Origin of the sequence: Geosporobacter ferrireducens (assembly GCF_001750685.1) — a bacterium.
GTDB classification, from domain to species: domain Bacteria; phylum Bacillota; class Clostridia; order Peptostreptococcales; family Thermotaleaceae; genus Geosporobacter; species Geosporobacter ferrireducens.
Genome location: NZ_CP017269.1, coordinates 3,305,642 through 3,332,425, shown reverse-complemented (window position 1 = coordinate 3,332,425; position 26,784 = coordinate 3,305,642). Strand labels below are relative to the sequence as shown.

Below are 26,784 nucleotides of genomic sequence, written 5' to 3'. Positions count from 1 at the left end.
TTTAGTTTAAGGTCTTCACATAAAAAACAGAGGTCGGACTTTCGTCCAACCTCTGTTTTTATCTAAAGATCTTATCTCTATATCTCTCTAGCAGTCCTATCAAGGGATAACCTAACCCGTAGCATGCTATCGTCTGACCCAATGTTACCCAGCCCATTGCAGCAAGTAAGGGAACCTGATATAAATAGTTTAATATAAACCCTACTACGATCCCATTCACAACAATCGGCGGAATCGGCACCATCCACTTCTTCGGCACCTTATAGGACAAAAATGCCGCCAGCAGTGTTGCCAGACTGCCAAATACAATGTCCACAGGTCCTCCGCCACCGTAGATGTTGGCTACGATACAACCTACAAACAATCCCGGTATAGCCGCCGGTGTAAAGAAGGGCAAGATCGTCAGGGCCTCAGAAATCCTCACCTGGATCTCCCCATAACTAATGGGTGCAAAAGCAATGGTAATCACGGCATAGATCGCCCCGATCAGTGCAGCCTGCACCAAAAATACTGTTTTTTTCATTTTTCAACCCTCCGTAGTTTTGTTTTAAGTCAGGATAATTGCGAACTGACTAATTATTCTTATGTATTTTGCCTTATGCTTAGACGTATAATAACGATAGGAAACACTCTTTCAATAGTACCATGTACTTTCCTTCTTTGTCAAATAGAGTCATCTTCGTTTGCAAACCATTATAAAAAGATGGTACTGAACATACCATCTTTTTTCACTGCTACTTTAAAATATCTGCTCCATCTCCAAAATACAAATATCCGCCTGAGGTCCTTTCCCAACCTTTCACATAATCTCTGACCATCATTGGATCGGTATAGTAGTAAAGAGGCATTACAATCATTTCTTCCATCATGATGTCTTGTGCTTTATAGAGTAAATCAAATCTTTTCTGTCCGACAGCTAGTTTTGAGTCTTCAATCAACTTGTCAAACTCTGGGCTTTTCCACTTTCCATCATTGAGGGCAGAAGATGAAGTCCAGAGTTCAAGCATGGCAACGGGATCTGCATAGTCTCCCATCCAACCGGCCCTTGCAATGTGAAAGTTGCCTTGAGATCTTTGGTCCATGAACACTACCCATTCCTGGCTAATCAGCTTTACCTTGATCCCCAGATTTTTCTGCCACATTTCCTGTATCGTTTCTGCAATCAGTTTATTTGCTTCGCTGGTATTATAAAGAAGTTCAACTTCAGGGAAGTCTTTCCCTTCCGCATACCCCGCTTCTGCTAATAGTTTTTTTGCTTCCTCTATTCTTGCGTCATTAGGATCAATTCCATAGTTTCCTGCAGTTTTATGGAATTCTCTGCCTTCCATATCCACCAATCCCGGAGGTGTAAATCCGGTGGCTGGAATCTGTCCGCCCTGTATGTATTGGTCAATTAAAACCTTACGATTAACAGCTAGAGAAAGTGCTTTTCTCACTAGCTTGTTATCTAAAGGGGCCTTTGAGGTATTAAAAACATAATAGGCAGTCCCGACCTGGGGAAAGTTGTAGAAATTGGGCTCTTCGGCTTGAAGTCTTGAGATTTCACTAACAGGTATTGAGTTTAAAATATCTACCTCTCCGGAGTAATATGCAGTTAGGGCTGCATCTTCATCCGGCACAAATAACACATGAATTTTATCAAGTTTTACATCCCCAGCTTTCCAGTATTCAGCGTTTTTCTTTAAAAGTGCCTTACCGGCGCTATCATAGGCTTCCAGTACAAAAGGGCCGTTTGAAACAGCTTTTTGTGGATCTATGCTCCAACCTTCCTCCGATTTTTCTACTCCATCTTTTCTAACAGGCATCAGCATGGGTAATGAAAGAATGCTTAGGAATTGCGGCATCGGCTCTTTCAATACTACTTCCAAAGTACGGTCGTCTACTGCTTTAATCCCTACTTGTTCAGCAGTTCCAAGGGATTGGTTATAGTCTTCAGCACCCTTTACCCCATACAGCATAAAAGCCATCTCTGCAGTTGTCTGAGGATCTAATAATCGCTTCCATGCATATTCAAAATCTCCGGCTGTTACCGGTTTTCCATCGGACCAGTTTGTATTTCTTAGCTTGAAGGTATATCTCATGCCATCCTTTGACACCTCATAGCTTTCCGCAGCAGCCGGCTCCAGCTTTCCTTTTACTTCTCTCATTAATCCTTCATACAGATTATTGATTACAGTACCTTCTGAGGTGCTAATACATAGCTGCGGATCTAATCCTCGGGATATAAATGGCAATTCTACGGTCAGTACTTTTTCATTCTTTGCTTTTTCCCCAGCTTGTTTATCGTATATACCTTCTGCAAATGAAACACCTGTAAACACACTTACATAGAGCAACAATACTACTAATGCCTTTGCAACACTTCTCATGATACATCTCCTCTCTTAGAATTTTTGTGGATTGGATAAACTGTTGTACATACCCTCAAGATAAATCCTCTGTCTAAGAAGACGATTTTCTAAAGCAAATTGTTTCAGAAAAATTTATATATAAGTTGCAATAAATATGTTACATTCGCTACGCCACGAGGACAGTTCCTCAGGCACATAAAAAACATCTGTGCCAGACGAACCGTCCCTATGACTCCGCTATCTCACATAATCGGCGCATATAAATACCTTAAAGAATAAAACCCTCTATACAAGAGGGCCTTATTCTTTATCTTCCGGTGTGCTGCTGGTAGCTCCAGCCGTATTGATTTGGTTTTCTGTCCCAGCGATAGCACCGGATTTTAAAGGTCTTTTATTGAAATGCAGCTGTTGAATATCTTCTACTGCACCTGGCTCAGCAAATCTATTTTCTAGAAATATCTCCGGTTCCTTTTTTTCTTTTTTCATAACTTCATCACCTCATCTTTATTCTTTGACGACATAAAGCAAGGTATTCAGTTTTCTTTCAAAAGCTTTGCAAAAGTATTTCTAAAAATAAATATCGGAAAACTCGATGTTGATTCGCTCTGCCTGATTGGTCCATGCATTCACTCCCGCTGGCTCATCATTAGGCTTCTCCTCATGCGTCACAGGCAGTCTTACGGTAAATACGCTGCCTTTTCCATATTCACTTTTTACTGTGATATAGCCGCCATGCATTTCTACCAGCGCTTTTACGATGGAAAGCCCGATCCCGCTGCCCTCTTGATTTCTAGAGAGCGACTTATCTATCTGATGAAATCTTTCAAATATAATTTTTTGTTTTTCTTGTGGTATGCCAATGCCTGTATCCATAACAGATAATACGATGTATCCTTCCACTTCATCTTCGCCCAGGAATACATCTATTCTACCGCCTTGGTCTGTAAATTTAATCGCATTGGAAATGAGATTCAGAAGAACGCGCTCGATATGGTCCGGATCACAGGTTATTCTTTTTTGAGGGATAGACATATGACATTCAATGATAACGCCCTTGAGGTGAGCGTAGTCTTGAACAGAAGATGTGATATCTTTTACCATTTTTGTGATATCCTCATTTTGCAGCCTCATCTGCATATAGCCACAGTCTATCTTTGTAATGTCAATCAGGTTATTTACTAACCGGATCAATCGATAGCTGTTTTGCTTAATCATTTTTATATTTTTCTGAGTCGTCTCTAGCGGTGCAGTCTTGCCCTTATTCAGGTACAGCTCTTGAAGCTGTACTGCTCCCAGAATTACATTCAATGGTGTCTTTAGTTCATGGGATATGTTTGCAAAAAACTCGCTTTTTAACTTATCATATTCTACCGCTTCAATAAGTCTTCGATTACTTTCATCTACCTCATTCTTCAGCTTGTCCAATTTTTTTCTCTCGCTAATATCCCTGGCAATAAGAAGATAAGTCATTTTATCATCATAGTAGATATACGTACCTGCCACCTCTACATCTACCAGAGACCCGTCTAAACGTACAAATCGTTGTTCTGTAGGCAGTGCATTTTTTCGTTCATTTTTCATCATATTAATTCTTTGCTCGTAAAATTCACGAAGATCAGGATGAACAAAGTCTGTATGTTCTCTTCCAATCACCTCGTCCACTTTTTCTGCACCCAAAAGCTCTGCCGCAGCCTTGTTGACCAGTAAGATCTTTTCTTCATCAATGACAAACAACGCTTCCGGACAAAACTTAAAGAGCTTACGGTATCTTAATTCACTTTGCCGTAATCTCTCTTCAATTTCTTTTCTCCTGGAAATGTTTCGTATAATCCATAGGATATATTGTTGGTCATGAAGTTCAAAATGTTTTAAGCTGATCTCTACAGGAATATACCTTCCTGCCTTTGTACTAACGTAGGTTTCTAATAACTGCTCTCCGGAAATACGGTTCTCTGTGCATAAATCGGACATCAGTTGTTTTATCCGGTTTCCTTCACAGCAAATAAGGGAAAAATCTATTTCCATCAGCTCTTCTCTTGTATATTCCAGCATTCTACATGCTTGATCATTGGCTTCTATAAATTTAGAGCCATGGATATCTGTAATCTTATCCAGAATAATGCCGCTGCTCGAATTATGAAAAACCTCCCGATATTTTTTCTCGCTCATTTTTAGTTCTTCGTCTCTGCGTCTATGTTCTGTAATCTCACAGCTAGCGCCCACATACCCTTGGAACCTTCCCACCTTATCCATAGTAGGCCTTCCCGTATCAATCATCCAGTAATATTCCCCACTCCGATGTCTTAAACGATATTCTCTGGTAAAGGGAATACAATGACTTGCCGCATTTTGATAAATATGGTTATATTCTATCCAATCATCTTTATGGATGGCTTTTCTCCATTCGCCGCCTAACACATCTGTCAATTCCAGCCCTACAAAATCTAGCCAACTTTTGTTACAATAGATTGCTTCTCCGGAAGCATTCGATTGCCAAAGCAGTGAAGGTGATTGATCAATAAAGCGGTAGAAAAAGTTCAACTCCCTATTTAGTGAATCCTCTTTATTTTTTTGTACCGTAAGGCTTTGTTCCAGTTCTAATACTCTCTGTCTTAAGGTTTCATTTTCTGTCATAAGGGATGCCATGTTTTGTTCCGATTCTTTCATCCTAAATACCTCCAAGACCTATTACTGACTTTTATTTTATCATACTTTTTATGGTATTTGACAATAGGTAGTTGGAATTAATTTCTTTTTTAGTAAATATTTTATATATATGATAATTTTAATACTTGGATCGATGATGGCGTTGCGCTTACCGCTTCATTTAACTCTCAAAATGTTTATCTATATTATCGAGTAATTATTTTGGAAAAAGGTTTCATATTTTTTTTATAGAATACTATGATAAATGTCTATATTATTCTATACAGAGGAGGTCAATATGAGAATACCCATCCTTGAATCTGATAAGCTTCTTCTTCTTGAAACAGCATATGATGACTTAGATACTGTTTTATCTATAGAAAACAGCGGGGATGCAAAAAAGTTTGTCTATGCGTGGCCTAAAGATAGGCATCTAATGGCTATAAAAAATCCTGATGAAGCACATCTGCTTATACAGGAAAAAAGTACCGGTGAAACCATCGGCTATGCACTTTTATCCGGTCTTACCAATGAGGATCAGTCCATAGAGTTTCGTAGAATCACACTCTATAAAAGAGGACTGGGATATGGTCAAGAAGCTTTAGAACTTATTCAGAAACTCTGCTTTGACCAGTACAACTGCCATCGGCTATGGTTGGACGTATTTGAGGACAATCAACGGGCGCTTCATCTATACCGTAAAATGGGTTTTATACAGGAAGGTGTCCTTCGGGAATGCAAAAAGTCAGATTTTGGTTACCGGTCTATGATCATCATGTCTATGTTGGCGCAAGAATATGACAAAGTCAAGTTCAATCTTAAGTAAAAAAATTTTGCAAAAGACAAGGACAGGAAAAATATCCTGTCCTTACAGTTTACTCCATTTTATTCATTTCTTTGATGTCTTCCGGTTTGATTTCCGGGAAAGTCACTTCGCCATTAAAATCATAATACTTATAGGTTCCTTCGCTGCTGGTATGACTTTTCATCTCTCCCATATTCATTTGAAGGGTTTGCTTGATTTTCATATCCTCAAACAATTTTGTTTCCTTGTCAATGTACATGGAATACTCCATTTCCATTTCCATCATGCTAATCATTTCTACAATTTGTTTCTTTATGACTTCCGGATCTACCTGCGGCTGCTCTTCTCCTTCTTTCACTGCCATCTCTGCAAACTGAGGCATGATCTTTTCCATGACTTCCTGGTACATCTTTTTGAAGGCTTCCTGATCCATGTTGACATTAATTACATAATAAGTTTTTCCATCCTTCACAACATCTTGACCGTAGGTAGCATACATACCTAATGCGGCCATTTGCTCTTTTGACATCACAGCACCGCCCATTTCCTGGCTGCCTGTTAGTTTTTGAATTTCCTTCAGCAGTGGGTCCATATCCATTTTGATCCACTGTTCCTCCTGTCCGTCACGTATGTACATTGTATTGTCATTCATGTATACTTCAGTTGTCCGATCTCCTCCTGGAAGTTCCATATTCAGAATCTTTCCGGTTGTCTTTCCATAAACCTGCTGTGGTTTTTTGAATACGCCTTCTTGCACTATTTCCATTTTCATCTCTTGCTTTTCTTCTCCAGGTACATCCATTTTCATTTCCATATTTAACACGCCATTATATTTATAGGTGTCAAATGCATCCATCTTTTCACTTGCCAGCTGCATCATCTCCATTGCACTTAACCCTTCACGAGTGAGGTTTGCAGCTTCTGTTTGTGCCATGGCTACTGAAGTCACGGATAAGACCATCATCATAGCCAATAATAAGACAACTTTTTTGTTTTTCATAATCTCTCCTCCATTATCTTTTTTCAATTTCCCTTAAGCACATTCTATTATATACCACTTGTAAGGATTTGAAAACCAGATTATGGAACTATTTCTTTTCATTATTCAATTCTTCTGACATCTGTACTAAAAAGTTAATATTTTATCTTATTTTGTCAATTTTTTGCTCTTTTTGTAGAATATTCGTCGTGATATAATAAATAAACATAATTTTCAAAATATTCCTTATCGGAAGGGGGATCTGTAGAATGAAGGAAAACGTATTCTCAGGACAAGATGTAGTTAATTTAAAGGAGATCATTGACTTAGCCTTCTTACAGCAGTTTCAGGATGATTTTGCAAAAAGTATCGGCGTGGCCAGTATTGCAGTAGACCTAGAAGGAAACCCCATCACTGAACCCAGTTGCTTTACCCGTTTTTGTATGGACTATACCAGAGGAAGCAAAGAAGGCCTGCAGCGCTGTGCAAAATGCGACCGTGAAGCCGGTGAAATCTCTGCCCGTACAGGCAAGCCCTATGTTTATGAATGTCATGCAGGGCTTGTAGATTTTGGTGCACCGATTATGCTTCATGGCAAGCAAGTCGGTTCCATTTTGGGTGGGCAAGTACTGACAGAAGTCCCTGACGAAAATAAATTCAGGCGTATTGCGCAGGAAATCGGCGTAGATCCAGATGAATACATAGAAGCTTTAAAGGAGATACATCCCATACCAAGGGAACGTATAGAATCCGCTGCCAATCTCCTTTATTCCGTTATCAACAATTTATCGAAAACCTGGTATCAACAAAGCCGTTTGAAAGATATGTCCAACATACTCCACAGCAGTCTTGAGCAAATCGCGGCTACTATGGAACAAATGGCCGCTTCCTCTGTAGAGGTCAGCAGCAACCAGGTAGAGTTAAATCAGGAAATTCAACAGGTCAACACAATGTCTGAGCAGATTAATGAAGTAATTGAGTTTATAAAAGAGATTGCTGATGAAACACGGCTTTTAGGATTAAATGCTTCTATTGAAGCAGCAAAGGCTGGCAGTGCAGGCCTTGGTTTTGGCGTAGTAGCAGAGGAAATTCGAAAACTTTCAACAGATTCGAAGCAAACCGTTGGTAAGATTCGTGAGTTTACAAAACGCATACAAGAGTCTGTAGCAAAAACAGCAGCGATGGGCAGTTCTACTATGTTGAATACAGAACAGCAAGCAGCTGCAGTAGAAGAATTAACTGCAAGCGTTCAGGAGATCACTGCACTTTCAGAGAGTCTAAAGGCATTAGCAGAAGAAGATTAGTCAGGGATAAGATATTATCTCGCTAGCAATAAGAGAAATATTGAATAGGAGAGATAGATATGATGGAAATCCGTTATGTGCTTTTCAGTATAGGCGAGCAAGAATACTGTATAGATATTGACTGTGTCGAAGGCATTAATAAGTTAAAGGATTTCAAGGTTTTAAAAGTACCGAATACGCAAAGCTATATTGAAGGAATTATCAATCTTCGAGGAAGTGTGATCCCCCTATATAATCTCCGAAAAAAATTTCAATTCGAAGATCAGCAGTATTCTAGGGATTGCGAAATCCTCATCGTATCTATGAAAGGCATGAAGGTCGGCTTCATTGTGGACACGGTTTTAGATATCATTAAACTAAATGAATCAAATATTGATTTGGCATCTGATCTCTTCACCCAGATCAACAGTGAGTTCATCTATGGGATCGGAAAATCTGAAAATAAGATGTTGATTCTTCTAGATGTCCAGCATATACTAACAAGAGAAGAACGAGATCATATCATTCCACTGGCAAAAGAGAAAGTACAAACTGAAGAAGATCTATTAACCTCATAATCTTCTAGAATTAAATCTTGTCATATTGCTCATACTTATGATAATATAGGGTAAAATAGTTTCACTGGAAAAGACATTGAAGGAGCCTAGTAGTCTTCATGGTTACAACTCAGAGAGCAGACCGGTTGCTGAGAGGCCTGCAGTACATGAATAGATGAAATTACACCTCCGGAGTTTCGAAGCAAAACTTCGACGGTTTCCCATCCGTTATCATGGTTAGAGGCATTTTATAATGCGAATTAAGGTGGTACCACGGGTCTGCTCGTCCTTATGCTCAGGATGAACAGGCTCTTTTTTATTATGGAAAGTAAGGAGGGTTTACATTGACAAATGTATTTGATGTACTAAAGGAGCGTGGTTTCATACAGCAAACCACTCATGAAGATGAAATCCGTGAATTGCTAGGAAAGGAATCTGTGACCTTCTATACCGGTTATGACCCTACGGCCGACAGCCTCCATGTAGGTCATTTTCTACAACTGATCGCCATGGCCCATCTGCAGCGGGCAGGCCATCGTCCCATCCTTCTGATCGGAGGCGGTACAGCGATGGTTGGTGATCCTTCTGGAAGAACAGATATGCGCAAAATGCTGACACTAGAGGATATTCAACACAATGGAGAATGCTTTAAAAATCAGTGCAGCAACTTCCTTGATTTCTCAGAAGGCAAGGGAATCTTAGCCAATAATGCAGATTGGCTGATGAATCTCACTTATGTTCCTTTTTTAAGAGAAATCGGAAAGCACTTTTCTGTCAATCGAATGCTCACTGCAGAATGCTTTAAGAGCCGTATGGAAAAAGGCTTGTCCTTTTTAGAATTTAACTATATGATCATGCAATCCTATGATTTCCTTGAGCTTTATAGAAGATACGGCTGTAAGCTTCAGCTAGGCGGCGATGATCAGTGGTCCAATATTATTCACGGTGCTGATTTGATCCGTAGAGTAGAAGGTGCTCCAGCCTATGGGATGACCTTTACGCTGTTAACAAATAGCGAGGGAAATAAAATGGGTAAAACACAATCCGGCGCCGTCTGGTTAAGCCCTGAAAAAACCTCCCCCTATGAGTTCTACCAGTACTGGAGAAATGTAGATGACAGAGATGTAGAAAAATGTCTTTCACTGCTGACCTTCCTGCCAATGGAGGAGGTTAGACGCCTGGGCGCTCTAGAAGGCTCTGAGATTAACAAAGCGAAGGAAGTCCTGGCCTTTGAGGTTACACAGCTGGTCCACGGGACAGAAGAAGCAAAAAAAGCTGAAGAGGCTGCTAAAGCACTCTTTGGAAAGGGCGCAATGTCTGAATCTATTCCTTTTACTGAGATTGCCCAAGAAGAGTTTCAGGATGGAATGGAGATTTTGACATTGTTGGCAAAAGCAGGTTTAATACCGTCCCGCAGTGAGGGCAGACGACTTGTACAGCAGGGTGGCGTTGCTGTGAATGATCAAAAGATTGAAGATGCAAATCATATCATCCAGCTTACTGATTTTACAGATGGTACACTGATGATTAAAAAGGGTAAGAAAGTATATCACCAAATAAGAATCAACTAAAAGGCAAAGCTATCCACTTTCTTGTGGATAGCTCTTCTTTTTTCTTATATTTATCAACAGATTTGCGACCACTTCACATACTTGCTGAGGATATCTACAAACTTCTGCAGTCCCGCAGCGTCCTTTTCGTCAAATCTTTCTTTGATAGGTGCATCGATGTCTAGCACACCGATTAACTGCTCCTCGTGGATAATCGGTACGACGATCTCAGATTGGGAGGCTGCATCACAAGCGATATGCCCGGCAAAAAGATGTACATCCGGTACTAGCTGGGTTTTTCGTTCTTGTGCAGCAGTGCCGCAAACCCCTTTACCAAGTGCGATATGGGTGCATGCCGGTTTTCCTTGAAAGGGTCCCAATACCAGCTCTCCATTTTTATAAAGATAAAAGCCTGCCCAGTTGATATCTTCCAGCAGTAAGTACAGTAAAGCTGCTGCGTTGGATAGGTTGGCCAGCCAATCCGGCTCTTCACAGATCAAACCGGTCAGCTTTAGGTTTAAATAGTTATAAAATTTCCCTTTATCTGCAGTTTCTATTTTTTTTATATCGTTCATAGTCTAATCCCGCCTTTTTCCATACTTTTGATTCATTGAAATAAATTGTTTTTAAAACATGCTATTCTCCCTTTTTTATCACCAGCCGCTCCTTCAGCCGCTCGCCCAGGACCTTTTCCAAATAAGGTTCTATCTTCCAAAAACTTTTGAAATTAATATATTCTTCCACAGCTTCCTGCGTATTCCTGCCTCCCTTTACAGCACGAATCAATAAATTTTTTGCCGTATGCTCCATACTGATAAACTCCAGAATTTGAGTGGTATATCCCATGATTTCTAAGATATTGGCCCGCACACTGTCTGTCACCAAAGAAGACAGCCTTTCTTTAATGATGCCATGCTTCTCCATAGGCTTCATAACTTCATTATGCAGCTGACCCAAAAGCTCATGCTGGCAGCAGGGAACGGATAGGATCACCTCTGCATCCCACTCCAGAGCTTTAATCAGTGCCGCATCGGTGGCTGTATCACAGGCATGCAAGCTAACCACCATATGAATCTTCTCTTTGCCCGTGTACTGCCGGATATCTCCGGTAATAAATTTCAGCTGCTCATATCCCAAATCACAGGCAATAACATTGCAATGGTTGACAACATCCTCCTTTAGGTCCAAGCCCAGTATATTTACCTTCATGTCCAGGATGGCCGTCAGGTAGTGGTAGAGGGCAAAGGTCAGGTAAGATTTTCCGCAGCCAAAATCTACAATTTGAAGGGGTTCTCCTTTGTTTTTCAGGTGGGGGACAATATCCGCGACCATCTCTAAGAAGCGATTGATTTGCCGAAACTTATCATATTTATTGGCGAGTACTTTCCCCTTTTCATTCATAACCCCTAGCCGCTTCATAAAGGGACAAGGTTCATTCTCCGGAATGATGTAGCTCTTTTTACGGTTATGACTTAGATCTTGAGCTTCTTTTGTAGGAGGCTTTTTCAAGACAGCAGCACTCCCTTTTTTGCTGATCAGTATTTGATAATCCGCTTCAGCAGTATAGAGCTGACCTTGGCGAAAGTACTGCTCCATAAGTTCTCTAAGCTTATTCACGGCTGCTGCACCTTCCAGGTTTTCATGAATCACCTTTTTGGGATAATGATAACTAAACTGATACACCCGGCCACCCTTTATGATGATGGGACGCACATCTACCTTCTGATATTCTACTGCATCTTTCTTACGCAGATTGCTCAATATCCCTGAGATTAGGATTTCCTGATCTATGATCGTATCGATAAGCTGAAATACTTTATCCATTTTCCTGCTTCTTCCTTTCCCTTTTGTCTGTCTATATTATACCAAAGTGAAAATTAAAAGTGCTGTCCTTTTTAGGATACAGCACTAGTTTTTGTGGATTGACGGTTTTCGATGCATCTATATTTCCTTTAGTTCCCCGGCAGCCTTCTGATCTAATATGACTACCACATCATTGTGCAGCTGCAGCACAGAGGCAGGAAGCTCCGGTAAAATTTTTCCCTCCAATGCCTTTTGAACTATCTCTCTTTTTTCATGGCCGCTGGCAAGAAGGACAATCTTCTTGGCTTGCATAATGGTTTTTATCCCCATACTGATAGCTTGTGTGGGTACTTTATCTATAGAATCGAAAAACCTTGCATTGGCTTGTATCGTATCCGCATCCAAGTGCACCAAATGGGTGGTTGCTTCAAACTTTACATCCGGTTCGTTAAACCCGATGTGTCCGTTTCTTCCGATGCCCAATACCTGCAGATCAATTCCCCCCGCTTGCCTGATGAGCCCTTCATAACGGCTGCATGCCTCTTCTATGTCAGATGCCTCTCCATCAGGGATATGGATATTCTCCTTCCGGATATTAACATGCTTAAAGAGGTTTTCCATCATGTAGTAATGATAGCTCTGGGGATTTTCCTTTTCCAAGCCGTAATACTCATCTAAATTAAAGGTTTTTATCTCTCTAAAATCCAGATCCTCCCTTTGGTGCATGGCAACCAGTTCGCGGTACATCCCCAAAGGCGTATCTCCCGTGGCCAATCCTAATACGCTGTCCGGTTTGAGTCTAATCTGACTGGCTAAGATATAAGCTGCTTTTTTGCTTAGCTTTTGATAGTTGTCTTCCACATAGATCTTCATCATCCTTCACCTCGGCTTCATCCTGACATCCATCTGTCTCTCTATTTTAACTGAACTTCCATCAATACTTCTGTAGATGACTCCTTATGCTTTGTAATTCCTTTTACTTTTTCCGACATATTTGTGATTACAACAGGAGTGACAAGAGATTTCCCCTGGACTTCTATATAACTTCTATCAAAGGAGACCAATTTATCCCCTTTTTTTACTGTATCTCCATTCTTTACAAAGCTAGTAAAGCCTTTCCCTTTTAACAGCACCGTATCCAGACCGATATGAATGAGTACCTCCAGCCCCTCCTCTGTCCCCACGGCTACCGCATGCAGACTATTGGCAATGTGAAGTATTGTGCCATCACAGGGTGCTGCAATTACATTTCCTTCTGGAATTACTGCCACACCATCTCCTAAATATTTTTGTGAGAATACTTCATCCGGTGCTTCTGTAATATCGATTACCTTACCGGGAACCGGTTTATAGAGGATTATTTTGTTTTCTTTTTTCTTGAAAAAATTTAGCATTTGTCTTCTCCTTACTTCGATGTTTTTTAGTCTTACACCCGCATGGCCATTCTCCTATAAGTATGTCTCCTGCCACGGATAGCAATGGAATATGCCATAATATTTTCAGGCACTGCAATTCCTGTATAACCTGCATCACCAATATGATGGAGGTCCGCTCCAGCCATTTTGGCATAAAGGGCAATACTTTTAATGGTATCTTCGCCGGCCCCCTCCTGTGAGGTCCCTATGGTAGTCAGCAGCAATGCGCCCCTCTGATGGATAAAATCTCCCATTTCTTTTACAAATTCTAAGGTAATGCCAGGTACAGTTCCCGGAGCAGGCAGCAGGATCACATCTGCTCCGGCTTCTAGAAATCTGCCTATCACGGCTTTGCTGATAATGTCCTCGCCCATTTCTCCGGCAGTACCGGCACTATGCATTTTTCCTGCAATGAGGATCACCCTGTCTCCTAATTCTTCTCTTGCTTCTCTGATAGCGCCTTCGATCCGGTCATTGGAAACACCTGTCTTAGGATTTCCCGTCAAAGTAATGATTTGTGTCCCTTGTTCATAGGCTTTTCGCATGTTTTCCCGCGTAGCGATTCGTCCGGGTTCTAGCATACTCCTCTGCCCCATTACCTTTTGCTCCGGATCTACAGGCTCCAGGTTGATTCCTACAGCTCTTCCCGTAAGCTTTTTGACGGCTTGAATAGGACTTTCACCAGGCATTGGTGCAACCCCAAATATAGCCGGTTTCTGCGTATCGTAAAAATTAAGCAGGATAATATCAGCACCAAAGGCTCCAACCAGCTCTGCATTGGTCACGTCCATCAGCAGGGGCATCACAGGGCAGAGGATTTCACAAATAATCGTTCTCCCCTCTGCCGCCCGTATACTTTCCAGCAGTTGTCTCCCATCCAGGTTTACCAAATCCTTTGGCCGCATATCTAAAATCCGGTCCATACTTCTTCCCCCCAGGTCTATTGAATATTCTCAGCGTTATATACTTCTCTTCCTTTGACAAAGGTACGTTGAATATTTAAGTCCTCATCAAACAGAATCATATCTGCATCCTTTCCCACTTCAATACTTCCTTTTCGGTTTTCCAATCCAAGAATCTTGGCCGGATTTAATGTAACCATTTCAATGGCATCTTCCAAAGGAATTCCGGTAGTTGCAGCAAAATTCTTCACAGCCTTATTCACTGTCAGGATACTGCCCGCTAAGGTGCCGTCCGCGAGACGGGCAGTATCATCTTTCACAATCACCTGCTGTCCCCCCAGATCAAAAATACCATTTTTCAGTAAACATGCCCGCATGGCGTCTGTAATCAATACCATTTTCTCCAGTCCCTTAGCCCGAAATACGATCCGCTGCGCGGCTTTATGGGAATGAATATTGTCAGCAATCAATTCACAAGTCACATCACTGTCCATAGCCGCCCCTACAACGCCAGGATTTCTATGATGAAATGGCGCCATGCCGTTAAAAACATGGGTGACATGGCTTACACCTGCCTCTATCGCTTCCATGGCCTCTTCATAGGTAGCATTACTGTGTCCGATGGAAGCAATGATATTATGTTCTGTACAGCACTGAATAAAGGTATGCTTTTCGTCAAGTTCCGGAGCGAAGGTGACGATTTTTATTACATCGGTATAGGCTTTGATTTGGTCGAAGTTAGGAGGACGCATATATTTTTCATCCTGTGCACCTTTATATCTGTGATTGATAAAGGGTCCTTCCAAATGGCAGCCTAAGATTTCAGCTCCCTCCTGCAAATTCATAGCTCTTCGAATCCGTATTAAAGCACTTTCAATTTTCTCAAAGGCCATGGTCATGGTGGTCGGCAAAAAGGAAGTCACCCCGGTGGAAACAACAGATTTCCGGATGGCAGATAAGGCAGATTCCTCTTCATCCATCACATCACAACCATTACAGCCATGGATATGAAGATCAATAAACCCGGCAGATATATAGGCCCCATACCCATCAATCCACGCCTCTATTTGACCGTGTAGTAGGTCTTCTTCCGGAACAACCGCTTCAATTTTCTCATCAAAGACTACAGCAAATCCCGACATTATTTTTCTGCCGCTGATCAGTCTTATATTTCGGATAGCTTTCATTGTTTTCACCCTTTATATATTTTTTGCAAATTTTTTTCAAAAAGAATGGTGACAGATTGTCACCATTCTCCTATTATGCTTTTACCTTTTTGATTGCTTTTTTCATTTCATCGGCAATAAGTTCTGCCTTGGTACCCACAATAACCTGCAGCATATTGCCTTTTTTAATCATTCCCTTGGCACCTATCGCCTTCAAGCTATTTTCTTCGATAATGTCAGGGTTTTTCACTGTCAGTCTCAAACGTGTAATGCACGCATCCAGACTTTCAATATTCTCTGCTCCCCCCAGCGTTTCTACCAACAGTACGGCCGCTTCGCTTACATTCTCAAAGGACTCTCCCGTTTCTTCATCCAATCGCCCCGGTGTAAGAATATCAAATTTATTGATGGCCCATACGAATACAAAGTAATACAGCGCAGCAAAAGCAAGACCCGCTGGAATAATCAGAATGGGCTTTGTAGCTAACCCCCAGTTAAGGGCAAAATCAATCATCCCTGCAGAGAAAGTAAATCCGTGAAGTGATCCCAGCATGTAGGAAACAACTAAAGCCAAACCTGTGAATATTGCATGGAAGAAATAGAGCATCGGTGCCAGGAATAAGAACATGAATTCAATCGGCTCAGTAATCCCTGTTAAAAATGCAGTAAAAGCAACGGATACCAATGCGCCTCCCAGGGCTTTACGGTTTTCCGGTTTTGCGCATTTATACATGGCCAATGCTGCTGCAGGCAGTGCAAACATGAAGATGATGAAAAATCCTGCCATAAAATTCCCTGCCGTCGGATCTCCCGCAAAGAAGCGGCCTAAATCACCGGTAGCTACCTTCCCTGCTGCATCGCTATATTCCCCAAATACAAACCAAATAAAACTGTTGAGCACATGATGTAAACCAACTGGAATCAATAGACGGTTAAAGAAGCCAAAAGCAAATACACCAACAACGCCTGCACCAATAATCCATTCCCCAATGGCATGGATGCCGTTCTGAATCGGTGCCCAAATGATACCAAAGATGCCTGCTAATACGATGCAGGCTCCAGCTGTCACAATGGGTACAAATCTCTTGCCGCCAAAGAATCCTAGAAATTCCGGAAGCTGAATGTTATAAAACTTATTATAAAGTCCGCCAGCTAACACTCCTACCAAAATCCCCGCCAATACACTCATGTTGAGATCCGGATTAATGGTCTTTAACCCATTGACCAGTACGAAATAACCAACCATTCCTGCAATTCCTGCCGCCCCATTGTTGTCATGGGCTAAGCCTACCGCGATACCGATTGCAAATAATAAAGCCAAGTTGCTAAATACAGCTCCTCCTGCCTCCATGACAAAAGGAATGTTTAAAACATCCGGCGCTCCCAGCCTCAATAGAAGCCCTGCAGCCGGAAGTACTGCGATCGGCAGCATTAACGCTTTTCCCAGCTTGGATAATCTTGCAAATCCATTTTTACTCATGTGGTTTTCCCCCTTTTTTATTTATTTCTTACGCCGCATGGCGCAAAATTAACGTTTTAACATGACTTCATACTTATATTTATCGCTTCTGTAGATGGCTTTGGTTAACTCCATGGGGGTGTGGTCCTTGAGATAGGTTTTTCTGGAGAAGAGTAATCCTAAAGTATTTTTTTCTACCCGCAACAGCTGACTCTCATAATCATCGATAATAACCGGCTCTATGGTTTGATAGGCATACTCCATTTCCAGATTGTAATGCTCTGCTAAAATTGCATAGAGCGAATTGTTTTCCAGTTCTTCTTTTGTTAAATTTTCACATAGATTTGCAGGAATGTAGGCCGTTTCTAATGCATAAGGCTCACCGGATACAATTCGCAGTCTTCTGATTTCGAATACTTGCTGCCCCGTTTTCAGTTGTAGCGCTTTTTCTATCTTTTTTGTAACAGGTTTTCTTTGAAAAGAGATCATCTTTGTCTCTACGGTCATCCCCTGGCGCCGCATATCCTCTGTAAAGCTTCGCAGCGCAGACAATGAATGTCTTTCTTTCGGCCTCGCTACAAAGGTTCCTTTGCCTTGTTCCCTGTACAGCATCCCCTCTGAGACCAAGCTTGTAATCGCTTTGTTTACAGTCATACGGCTAATGCCATGATACTCGCACAACTCTCTCTCCGATGGAATAGGATCCTGGGGTTTTAGTTCTTCATTTTCAATTAATTCTGTAATAATATCCTTTAGCTGGTAGTACAGTGGAACAAAGGAATTTTTATTTACTCTTTTCATCATTTCCTCCTGACATGTTGACATGTTGTATATACCACTTTAATTATATTTTATCACCTTTTTTTGGAAATGCAATGGTTTTTTAATTATTTTTGAAGCGCTTTCCAAAGAATTCCCTCATGTGCCCTTAAAACTTCTTCTGCCTGCTCCCTCGGCAGCCGGGACAATCCCATAAACACTGCTAGTTTAGCAGCATAGCCGGTTTCTGTCAACAGTCTTTCTGCCTCTTCCTCCGTGACATCCGCTGCCAAAGCAACCATTCTTTTGCATCGGTTCTTTAGTTTTTCATTACTGGCTTCTACGTCGATCATCAAATTTTTATATACTTTTCCCAACTTCACCATAGTTCCGGTGGAGAGCATATTGACTACCATTTTCTGTGCTGTACCGGCCTTCATCCTGGTAGATCCCATGATTACCTCCGGCCCGACTACCGGCGCAATAGAAATATCTGCGCGATTGGCCATTTCCGATTGAGGGTTGCAAGTAACAGCAATGATGGATGCTCCAAGCTTCCTTGCATACTCCATGCCGCTGATTACATAAGGAGTCTTCCCACTGGCTGCAATGCCGACCAGTATATCCTTTCCATTGAAGGCAATACGTTTTAAGTCTGCAATTCCTTCCCCGGCCAAATCCTCCGCTCCATCCCGGGGCAAATAGATGGCCTCAATTCCCCCTGCTATGAGCGCCTGCACTATAGACAAATCCACACCATAGGTTGAAGGACATTCTGCGGCATCCAACACCCCAATACGCCCACTGGTCCCTGCCCCCATATAAATGAGTCTTCCCCCTTGTTGGATTTTCTTCACAATTAGATCAACCGCCTTCGCAATCATAGGAATTTCTTTTTCTACTGCAAATGCTACCGTTTTATCCTCTTCATTGATCATGCGGATCATTTCTTCGGTTGGAACGCAATCAATATCAATGGTATTCGGATTCACACCTTCCGTTGTTAATGCTTTAAAATCCATTCTTATTTCCCCCTATTTTTCAAAATATAAAATGCACCTTTCACACTTAACTATATTCCATTTGTTCTTTAAATACAATAAAAGGCTTCCTTGTTTTTCCACCGGACTTTTTTCCCATTTTTTGTACATTTAAAGGATATTTTTACATTTCTGTAGAATTATTGTCATAAGACAATCATTTTTGCCTTATTTTATCAATTTTAGTTGTTGAGCGTGTTCTACCTGGGTATACATACTAAAAGTATCATGATTTGCATTTTTATAAGGGGGAGTGATCCGTTCTATGTCTAAAAAAGTACAACAAGACTTTGATAAGAAGGATATGAAATCCAAGTTCATAAGAGGGACATTTTACATATCGGACCATATTCTCAAATCAGACCATATCCAGAGTTCAAGTCTTGCTGCATTAAAGATCACCTTAATATATGCATTCATCGGTATCTTATGGATTTTATTTTCTGATGAGGTCTTAAAGTATTTTGCACAAGATATTAACGGGCTGACAGATTTGCAAACCTTTAAAGGCTGGTTCTATGTAACTGCTACTGCATCACTGCTATATGTTTTGATCTATCGTCATATGAAAAACACCCTTTACTGGTCAAAAGAACTAATGGATAGCTATGAAGAGTTAGAAGCGATTACCGAAGAACTGCTGGCCGCGGAGGAGGAGCAAAATCAACAATTGATGAAATTGAAAGAAAGTGAAGAAGCGCTTCGGGTCAGCGAAGCACGAGTTTTTGACTTATCCTACTATGATCCCCTTACCGGCCTGCCTAACCAAACACTCTTTTATGATAAGCTCACCCAGGCACTTTCCCAGGCACAGATAAAAAACCATAAAGCCGCTCTTCTTTACTTAGACTTGGATTATTTTAAATTCATTAATGAAACTGCAGGCCACAATACGGGGAATGAATTGTTGGTTAAAGTCGGGGCTGCACTAAAGGCATGTCTTCATGAAATCCACACGGTCACCCGTTATAGTAGAGATGAATTTGCCATACTGCTTCCGGTGATCTTCGATCCTGAGAGCGTGACAGACATCGCAAATAATATTCTAAAGCTGTTTGAAAGCCCTTGGATGCTCAATCAACAAGAAATCTATATTACTGCCAGCATTGGTATTGCCATCTACCCTGATGATTCCCATGAAGGATATGATTTGCTTCAGAAGTCTGAAACTGCCATGTGCTATGCCAAGGATCAGGGCAGGAACTGCCATCAATTCTATTCTCAAAAACTAAATGTTCCTTTGTTGGAAAAATTCCAGTTGGAGACCCATCTGCGTTCTGCCCTGAGAAATAATGAGTTTTTTCTTCACTACCAGCCCCTTGCGGATTTAACCAGCGGCAGAATTGTCGGTGCAGAAGCGCTGCTTCGCTGGCAGCACCCCCTTATGGGTCTAATTCCACCTATGAAATTTATCCCGCTGGCGGAAGCATCCAATCTTATTCTGCCCATCGGTGAATGGGTACTCCGGACTGCCTGCAAACAGTTAAAAACCTGGAAGGATCAAGGACATCCTACGATCGTCATATCTATCAATCTCTCTGCACGCCAATTTCAGCAGAGCAATCTGGTAGATCTGGTGACTTCCATATTGACAGAATATCAAATCGAACCCCATTGTCTAGAGATAGAAATCACTGAAAGTATTGTTCTGCACAATCTGGAGCTTGTCATTGAAGCCCTCCATCACTTTAAGCAGATGGGAATTCGCATTGCACTGGATGATTTTGGCACGGGATACTCTTCATTAAACTATCTAAAACAGCTCCCCATAGATACCATAAAAATTGACAAATCTTTTATCAGCGGTATCATGAAGGACCCTAAAGAAGAGGCTATTGCCAAGGCAATCATCAACTTAGCTCACAATCTAGGACTTTCTGTTACAGGAGAAGGAATTGAAACCAAGGAGCAGCTGTTGTTCTTAAGAAATCGTTTTTGTGATAAGGCTCAAGGCTACTTTATAAGCAAACCTTTGCCTTCTGAAGAATTAGAAAAAGCTTTTATTAAAAACATAAATTTGATTTAGGAAATAATTAATAAGCGCCTGCATTTTTATATGCAGGCGCTATTATATGCAATATCCATTTCCAGCTTGTCAACCCCCGTTATGCTAACGCCGAAACCATCCTACTGTTCAGGTTGTATATGTTCTCTTTTTATTTGAACATCTGCATGACTGTCGCTCAAATGTTTTATTTCAAAAGCCAGCCATATACCGGTAATTACAGAAGATACCAGGTCTGCAGCCGGTGCAGCTGCCCAAACTCCCGTAAGACCATACATATTTGGCAGGATCAGCAAAGCAGGAATAAACACCAAAACCTGCCTGGATAAGCTTAGGATCATGGCTTGTTTCGGTTTTCCAACAGCCTGGAAGTAGTTTGCACTCACAATTTGAAAACCAATGATCGGAAGCATCATCAAGAAAATCTTAATTCCCTGTGTACCAAAAGCAATTAATTCCTGATCCTTGTTATTAAATAATCGGAATAGATTTTCCGGGAAAACCTGAATGACCACAAATCCGACCAGTACGATTGCAGAAGCTGCCACAATAGCCAAGGTAAGGGCTTTTTTCACCCGGTCGTATTTCTTTGCTCCGTAGTTAAATCCGATAATCGGCTGAGCGCCTTGATTGATTCCAAAGATCGGCATCATGATCATCATAGCAATACTATGAATGATACCCATGGCGGAAATTGAAACATCTCCCCCAAAGATTCGCAGCTGGTGATTCAGCAGCGCCATTACTGCACTGGCAGCAACTTGCATGGCAAAGGGTGCAGAACCAATCGCAATAATTTTCATTACGATAGCTCTTTGCAGCTTTGCATTTTTCATACGCATCTTAAGGGAACTTTGATCACTAAATAGATATCGAAGCACCCATAGGGCTGAAACTGCTTGTGAAAGAATGGTTGCTAAGGCTGCTCCCTCGATACCCCAGCCAAATACAAAGATAAAAAGGGGGTCTAACAGGGTATTCAATATGGCCCCAATCAGCATCGTCATCATTGCTGTATGTGGATTTCCTTGGGCACGTATCATGTTGTTCATTCCGAATCCTACGCCTTGAAATACGGCGCCGATCAGAATAATTCTTAAATAAGTTTTTGCGTAGGGCAGTACTTCAGCACTAGCCCCAAAGATTCTCAACATTGGATTTAAAAAAATAAGTCCCAAAACAGAAGCACCCAGTAGAAGCATAATCAGCACCACAAGTGCATTGGTCATGATCAACTCTGCTTCTTCCTTCTTGTTCTCTCCCAGTCGGATAGAAACTAAAGAAGTAGCTCCTAACCCTACCAGCATCCCCAATGCCATCAAAATAGTCATCACCGGGAACCCTATCGTAATCCCTGCAATGGCCAAAGTACCTACGCCCCTGCCGATAAAAATTCTATCTACAATATTGTATAATGCATTTACCAGCATCCCTACGATTGCCGGAATGGAAAACTTCAGCAACAGTTTCCAGACCCGTTCCTCTCCCAATTGTTTTGCACGTTCGTCCATAATTTCACTCCTTAAATTTTTTCATCATTTCTACGGTAGCTTTAACATTCACTGCAAAATCCTCTATTTCATCTTCCCCAAGATTACTAAACATCGCAATGATGCTTTTTTCGAACTCTTTCATCTTAGCATCCATGTACTTTTTTCCTTGGTTTGTCAGATCAATCCAAGTTTTTCTCCGGTCTGTCTCATCTGACTGCCTAAAAATCAGACCCATCTCTTCCAGGCTATCTATCATTGTTGTTAGACTTCCCTTTTTCATGTCTAAACACTGTCCCAGCATAGTGGAAGTCATTCTACCCTTTTTTCCCACAATCATCAGTGCCTTGTTTTGACTCTTGGTACAGGAATATTCAGAATGGCTGCTGCTGCGAAAAACATGACCGAATTTTTGATGGAACAAGGCATTGAATTCCATCAATCCTTGATAAACTTCCTTGAGGTTTTTCTCACGCATTCCTATATAAACTCCTTTCTCGCTATCTTTCGGTATATCTTTCGAACCCAAAAAGGTTAGAATTCTAATAATTAGAATTCTAACCTTTTTGATTGTTCCTGTCAAGGCGGATTCACATAAATTTTTATATGCCAATAGATATATACTTTGTTTCCAAGAATGCATCTATACCATAATGACCGCCTTCTCTCCCTATTCCGCTTTCTTTAAAGCCTCCAAAAGGTGCTTGGGCAGTAGCGGGCAATCCATCATTTACACCGATGATGCCATACTCCAGTTTTTCCGATACCCGGAACGCACGAGACAGGGATTGCGTAAATAGATAGGCTGCAAGGCCATAGGGTGTATCATTAGCCGCTTGAAGAACCTCTTCCTCCGTTTTAAAGGCAACAATAGGGATCAGCGGTCCAAAGGTTTCCTCTGACATCACTGCCATATGCTCTTTAACTCCTGTCAGTACGGTGGGTTCAAAGAAAAATCCGGCATCCTCGTGGTCTGCACGATGATAGCCCTGCCCTCCTGCTGCAATCTGAGCACCCTTTTCCACTGCATCCCGAATATGACTTTCTACCTTCTCAAAGCCCCTACGATCAATCATTGGTCCGATTAGCACGCCTTCCTCCATACCATTTCCGATTTTATAATCCCGTAGACGAAGCTTCAGTTTTTCCACAAAAGCTTCCAAGATGCCTTCCTGTACGTAGAATCGGTTGGAAGCAATACATACCTGCCCACAATTGCGCAGCTTTGATGCAGCTGCACCCTCTACAGCCTGCTCGATATCTGCATCGTCAAACACGATTAACGGCGCATGTCCTCCCAATTCCATAGATACTCTTTTCACCGTGTCAGCTGATTGCTTAATAAGAACTTTTCCCACTTCTGTAGAACCTGTAAAGGTGATTTTTCGTACTCTTGGATCTTCCATCAGTGTATTTCCAACCTCTCCTGCCGAACCCGTAACTAGATTGACAACACCCTTTGGAAGACCTGCCATTTCCAATAATTCAAAGATTTTAACCGCAGTCAGGGGCGTTTGAGATGCAGGTTTTAGGATAACCGTACATCCTGCAGCCAAGGCTGGAGCCAGCTTTCGTGTTACCATGGCAGCAGGGAAATTCCAAGGTGTAATGGCGGCAGTCACGCCGACGGGTTGCCTCAATACCATAATTCTTTTATTTTCTTTTGATGCAGGGATCATCTCTCCATAAATTCTCTTAGCCTCTTCTGCATACCATTCCATAAAGCTGGCTGCATACATTACTTCTCCCTTTGCTTCTGCAAGGGGTTTACCCTGCTCTAAGGTCATGATCTGTGCAATTTCATCTTGATGGTCAACCATAAGATCATATGCTTTCTTTAAGTACGCTGCCCGGCTGGCTGCAGTTAAAGATGCCCAACCGGAAAATGCATCATGAGCAGCTTGAATCGCACTTTCTGCTTCCACTTTTCCTCCCTTGGGCACAGTCCCTAAAACCTCCCCGGTGGCCGGATTAATTACTTCTAAACTTTTTTGCCCTTGCGCCTCTATCCACTCACCATTAATATACATTTTATAATGCTTCATTTTCATTCCTCCTTCTGTACTAAAGAACTCGCGTCCTTTTACTACAATTTCCTCAATAAACAGAAACCTATGCAAATCTGATTCCATTATCTTTCCAATTATTATACCATAATTTTGTTTTAGCTAAAGGAGGAGGGGTATAATTATACAAAATGAAATAAGGAGCGTGACGCCCATGGCGATTCAATTTGATGGCAGTAAATTGCTGCAAACGATCATTCGCAACGAGGCAAAGGTTGCAGAATTCTATTCCAATCTGGCTGCTCAAATGGAAGAGGGAAAAGGGAAAAAAATATTTGAATCCCTGGCCCAAGATGAGTTAAAGCACGAAAAAATTTATACAGGCCTTCTCAATCGCTTGCCTGATGAAGGAAGACTGGAACTGACAGAAGACGACGCATCCTACATAGCGTTATTAATTGAAACCGATATATTTTCACAAAGTGATGATGTATTGACAAAAATACAGGGAAAATTCTCTAAAGAAGATGCCTTGCACATTGCCGAAAAAATTGAACGAGATGCTATCCTATATATCAATGAATTAAAGCTTCTTTTTCCTGAATTGGCACCGGATGAAATCAATATTGTCTTGGCTGAGGAAAAAAAGCATTTACGGATGGTATTATCCAAAGAAGCTGACGCTTCCGTCAAGCTGCTCGGGCTGTAATATTTTCACTACACCACTTTAATAATTTACTTTGGTAAATTATTAAGCAATCAAGAGATTTGTTGAGGATAATCAAATAATATAGAGCTGCTTTCAGTAGAAACCCTATTTTGAAGATTGCCTTTATCATTGTCTCTTTAATATACTTATACTCAATAACATCACGCATAAAAATGTTGACGGAAAGAAGTAATTATGGGATTCATGCAGAGAGCCGATGGATGGTGCAAATCGGTTGATGATCATAATGAAATACATTCCTGAATTGCAGGCTGAACAGTAATTAGTAGGCTGAGCCGTTTTATTCCCACGTTACGGGAAAAGAGTGGATCTATTTGCATCAAATAGGGTGGTACCGCGAAGTATATTCGTCCCTTTCTTTTCGAAAGGGACTTTTTTATTTTACTATGCGCCTGTCCTCTTTATTTTTTACATTTAGATCAACAAGGGTGGTACCGCGATAAACATTCGTCCCTTTTTTGCACGAATGTTTTTTTTATTACTTAAAAATCCCTTGTCTCACCTGCATCGTTAACTGATTTAATCAAATTATTGATAGAGGAGGAACAATATGGATAATACATTTGCACTAAAGTATGGCAGTAATTCTCTAGAGATCAACCTTGAAGGCTTTAAAACCCTTGAGGTTCTTCACTCTAATGAAATGGCTCCTATTGAAGATCTTAAAGAAGCAGTTTGCAAGGCTTTAGATCATCCAATTGGTTCAAAGCCCTTCGATGAGCTTTTTAGTAAAGGGGATCAAGTAGTCATCGTAGTCAGTGACATTACGCGGCTTTGGATTCGTCATGACTTATTTCTTCCCCATATTGTAGAAAGATTAAACACACTGGGTATTCCCGATGAAAACATCATTGTTCTAGTAGCTACAGGCACCCACCGGGGCCAAACCGATGAAGAAAGATGCAAAATCGTTGGTAAAGAATTGTACTCCCGACTGCAAATTATTGACCACAACTGCGACGCCCCGGATCTGGTTCATGTAGGTACTACTACACGAGGGACAGAGGTCAAGATTAACAAATTACTTACTGAAAGAAAAACCATTCTTACGGGAGGTATCGTTCATCACCTAATGGCTGGTTTTGGCGGAGGGCGGAAATCTATTGTTCCTGGTGTAGCTGGTCGAGATACCATCGCCCAAAATCATCTCCATGCCCTAGACCCCCATGCTGAAACTTCTAATCCTAAGATCGGAGTGGGTGTTTTAGCCGATAATCCTCTACATTTAGATATGGTCGAAAGTGCAGCTTTGGTAGATCCACTTTTCCTATTCAATGTAGTCGTAGATACCAAGGGAAGTCCGGCTAAATTTGTTGCCGGCCATTGGTTAGATGCTTGGGAAGCCGGCTGTCAGTGGGCTGACGTAAAATTTGGTGTACCGATCGATGAAAAAGCTGATCTGGTAATCGCCAGCTGCGGCGGCTTTCCAAAGGACATGTCCCTTTATCAGGCAACGAAAACCCTCTTTAATGCGGCACTTGCGGTAAAACCCGGCGGAATCATTCTTCTGTTGGCTGAATGCAGGGAAGGTGCAGGAGCAGATGCTTTCTTTAACTGGAGTACTCCTTTAAAAGAAGGACAATTGGATGCTGCCTTACGAAAAGATTTTACTATACCAGGCTACATCTTTTACGCAGCTGTAGAACTCGCCTGCAAAGCAAAGGTGATCTTATTATCTACCATTGATCCAGCTTTAACTCAGCCTATGGGTATAGAGGCAGTCCATTCTTTAGAAGAAGCACTAAAGCGTGTAGATATAGAAAATATAAATCAAAAAGTTATATTGATGCCTTACGGCGGAAATACAATTCCTATTCAAAAAATAAGATGAGGTGATT

At 41.4% G+C, this 26,784-nt stretch carries 24 protein-coding genes and 2 other annotated features; of the genes, 7 read left to right on the top strand and 17 right to left on the bottom strand.

The annotated features are described in order from the left end of the window. Window positions 1–58 precede the first annotated feature (58 nt). The 4 genes from Gferi_RS15600 to Gferi_RS15585 all read right to left on the bottom strand — a co-directional run bounded on the left by Gferi_RS15600 (window position 59) and on the right by Gferi_RS15585 (window position 5,018). On the bottom strand, window positions 59–523 hold the full coding sequence (locus Gferi_RS15600; RefSeq protein ID WP_069978066.1) for a QueT transporter family protein: 465 nt from the start codon (window positions 521–523) through the stop codon (window positions 59–61). 211 nt (window positions 524–734) lie between these two features. Next, complete coding sequence (locus Gferi_RS15595) at window positions 735–2,369, bottom strand: peptide ABC transporter substrate-binding protein (protein ID WP_069978065.1); 1,635 nt, start codon at window positions 2,367–2,369, stop codon at window positions 735–737. A 282-nt stretch (window positions 2,370–2,651) separates the two neighbouring features. Next, on the bottom strand, window positions 2,652–2,837 hold the full coding sequence (locus tag Gferi_RS15590; protein WP_069978064.1) for a hypothetical protein: 186 nt from the start codon (window positions 2,835–2,837) through the stop codon (window positions 2,652–2,654). Between the two features lie 81 nt (window positions 2,838–2,918). Continuing rightward, window positions 2,919–5,018: a PAS domain-containing sensor histidine kinase gene (locus Gferi_RS15585; protein WP_069978063.1), complete on the bottom strand. Its 2,100-nt coding sequence runs from the start codon at window positions 5,016–5,018 to the stop codon at window positions 2,919–2,921. Between the two features lie 277 nt (window positions 5,019–5,295). Between Gferi_RS15585 and Gferi_RS15580 the strand changes: the two genes are divergently transcribed. Then, window positions 5,296–5,823: a GNAT family N-acetyltransferase gene (locus Gferi_RS15580; RefSeq protein WP_069978061.1), complete on the top strand. Its 528-nt coding sequence runs from the start codon at window positions 5,296–5,298 to the stop codon at window positions 5,821–5,823. A 49-nt stretch (window positions 5,824–5,872) separates the two neighbouring features. Here the strand turns inward: Gferi_RS15580 and Gferi_RS15575 are convergent, their stop codons facing one another. Then, entirely contained in the window at window positions 5,873–6,802 is a 930-nt protein-coding gene (locus tag Gferi_RS15575; RefSeq protein WP_069978059.1) for a DUF6612 family protein, read from the bottom strand. Window positions 6,803–7,050: 248 nt separating this feature from the next. Between Gferi_RS15575 and Gferi_RS15570 the strand changes: the two genes are divergently transcribed. The 3 genes from Gferi_RS15570 to tyrS all read left to right on the top strand — a co-directional run bounded on the left by Gferi_RS15570 (window position 7,051) and on the right by tyrS (window position 10,192). Further along, window positions 7,051–8,085: a PocR ligand-binding domain-containing protein gene (locus Gferi_RS15570; protein ID WP_069978058.1), complete on the top strand. Its 1,035-nt coding sequence runs from the start codon at window positions 7,051–7,053 to the stop codon at window positions 8,083–8,085. Between the two features lie 59 nt (window positions 8,086–8,144). After that, on the top strand, window positions 8,145–8,642 hold the full coding sequence (locus Gferi_RS15565) for a chemotaxis protein CheW (RefSeq protein WP_069978056.1): 498 nt from the start codon (window positions 8,145–8,147) through the stop codon (window positions 8,640–8,642). A gap of 67 nt (window positions 8,643–8,709) precedes the next feature. Further along, window positions 8,710–8,915: a binding site (T-box leader), on the top strand. A gap of 50 nt (window positions 8,916–8,965) precedes the next feature. Next, window positions 8,966–10,192, top strand: a complete 1,227-nt coding sequence (gene tyrS / locus Gferi_RS15560; RefSeq protein ID WP_069978054.1) for a tyrosine--tRNA ligase — start codon at window positions 8,966–8,968, stop codon at window positions 10,190–10,192. 53 nt (window positions 10,193–10,245) lie between these two features. Here tyrS and Gferi_RS15555 read toward each other — a convergent pair whose 3' ends face one another. From Gferi_RS15555 to murQ, 9 genes are all read right to left on the bottom strand, one after another. Then, the gene (locus Gferi_RS15555; protein ID WP_069978048.1) at window positions 10,246–10,746 is read right to left on the bottom strand and encodes a GAF domain-containing protein; all 501 of its coding nucleotides are present in this window, start codon (window positions 10,744–10,746) and stop codon (window positions 10,246–10,248) included. Between the two features lie 61 nt (window positions 10,747–10,807). Then, window positions 10,808–11,995 carry a class I SAM-dependent methyltransferase gene (locus Gferi_RS15550; RefSeq protein ID WP_069978047.1) on the bottom strand — a complete coding sequence of 396 codons (1,188 nt, stop codon included), beginning with the start codon at window positions 11,993–11,995 and terminating at the stop codon, window positions 10,808–10,810. A 117-nt stretch (window positions 11,996–12,112) separates the two neighbouring features. Further along, the gene (gene nagB, locus Gferi_RS15545) at window positions 12,113–12,847 is read right to left on the bottom strand and encodes a glucosamine-6-phosphate deaminase (protein ID WP_069978046.1); all 735 of its coding nucleotides are present in this window, start codon (window positions 12,845–12,847) and stop codon (window positions 12,113–12,115) included. 41 nt (window positions 12,848–12,888) lie between these two features. Then, window positions 12,889–13,368, bottom strand: coding sequence for a PTS sugar transporter subunit IIA (locus tag Gferi_RS15540; protein ID WP_069978045.1), 480 nt, complete (start codon window positions 13,366–13,368; stop codon window positions 12,889–12,891). Between the two features lie 32 nt (window positions 13,369–13,400). After that, window positions 13,401–14,312 carry a DUF7916 family protein gene (locus Gferi_RS15535; RefSeq protein ID WP_069978044.1) on the bottom strand — a complete coding sequence of 304 codons (912 nt, stop codon included), beginning with the start codon at window positions 14,310–14,312 and terminating at the stop codon, window positions 13,401–13,403. Between the two features lie 17 nt (window positions 14,313–14,329). Continuing rightward, window positions 14,330–15,478 carry an N-acetylglucosamine-6-phosphate deacetylase gene (gene nagA / locus Gferi_RS15530; RefSeq protein WP_069978042.1) on the bottom strand — a complete coding sequence of 383 codons (1,149 nt, stop codon included), beginning with the start codon at window positions 15,476–15,478 and terminating at the stop codon, window positions 14,330–14,332. Window positions 15,479–15,551: 73 nt separating this feature from the next. Then, a complete protein-coding gene (nagE, locus tag Gferi_RS15525; protein ID WP_069978040.1) occupies window positions 15,552–16,937 on the bottom strand; it encodes an N-acetylglucosamine-specific PTS transporter subunit IIBC in 1,386 nt (461 codons plus the stop codon). A gap of 48 nt (window positions 16,938–16,985) precedes the next feature. After that, entirely contained in the window at window positions 16,986–17,720 is a 735-nt protein-coding gene (locus Gferi_RS15520; protein WP_207645758.1) for a GntR family transcriptional regulator, read from the bottom strand. A gap of 83 nt (window positions 17,721–17,803) precedes the next feature. Further along, complete coding sequence (gene murQ / locus Gferi_RS15515) at window positions 17,804–18,697, bottom strand: N-acetylmuramic acid 6-phosphate etherase (protein WP_069978036.1); 894 nt, start codon at window positions 18,695–18,697, stop codon at window positions 17,804–17,806. A 283-nt stretch (window positions 18,698–18,980) separates the two neighbouring features. Here murQ and Gferi_RS15510 point away from each other — a divergent pair, with 283 nt between their 5' ends. Continuing rightward, on the top strand, window positions 18,981–20,741 hold the full coding sequence (locus tag Gferi_RS15510; RefSeq protein ID WP_069978034.1) for a putative bifunctional diguanylate cyclase/phosphodiesterase: 1,761 nt from the start codon (window positions 18,981–18,983) through the stop codon (window positions 20,739–20,741). Between the two features lie 101 nt (window positions 20,742–20,842). On the opposite strand, the gene Gferi_RS15505 is transcribed toward Gferi_RS15510, so the two are convergent. The 3 genes from Gferi_RS15505 to Gferi_RS15495 all read right to left on the bottom strand — a co-directional run bounded on the left by Gferi_RS15505 (window position 20,843) and on the right by Gferi_RS15495 (window position 24,255). Beyond that, complete coding sequence (locus tag Gferi_RS15505) at window positions 20,843–22,231, bottom strand: MATE family efflux transporter (RefSeq protein ID WP_069978032.1); 1,389 nt, start codon at window positions 22,229–22,231, stop codon at window positions 20,843–20,845. Window positions 22,232–22,235: 4 nt separating this feature from the next. Continuing rightward, window positions 22,236–22,688, bottom strand: a complete 453-nt coding sequence (locus Gferi_RS15500) for a MarR family winged helix-turn-helix transcriptional regulator (protein WP_169833004.1) — start codon at window positions 22,686–22,688, stop codon at window positions 22,236–22,238. A gap of 124 nt (window positions 22,689–22,812) precedes the next feature. Next, a complete protein-coding gene (locus tag Gferi_RS15495) occupies window positions 22,813–24,255 on the bottom strand; it encodes an NAD-dependent succinate-semialdehyde dehydrogenase (protein ID WP_236932610.1) in 1,443 nt (480 codons plus the stop codon). A gap of 175 nt (window positions 24,256–24,430) precedes the next feature. Here Gferi_RS15495 and Gferi_RS15490 point away from each other — a divergent pair, with 175 nt between their 5' ends. Both Gferi_RS15490 and larAH10 read left to right on the top strand, forming a co-directional pair. Continuing rightward, window positions 24,431–24,925: a ferritin family protein gene (locus tag Gferi_RS15490; RefSeq protein ID WP_069978028.1), complete on the top strand. Its 495-nt coding sequence runs from the start codon at window positions 24,431–24,433 to the stop codon at window positions 24,923–24,925. Window positions 24,926–25,092: 167 nt separating this feature from the next. Continuing rightward, window positions 25,093–25,304, top strand: a binding site (T-box leader). Between the two features lie 192 nt (window positions 25,305–25,496). Then, entirely contained in the window at window positions 25,497–26,777 is a 1,281-nt protein-coding gene (gene larAH10, locus Gferi_RS15485; RefSeq protein ID WP_069978026.1) for an NPN-dependent 2-hydroxyacid racemase, LarAH10 family, read from the top strand. The last annotated feature ends 7 nt before the right edge of the window (window positions 26,778–26,784 follow it).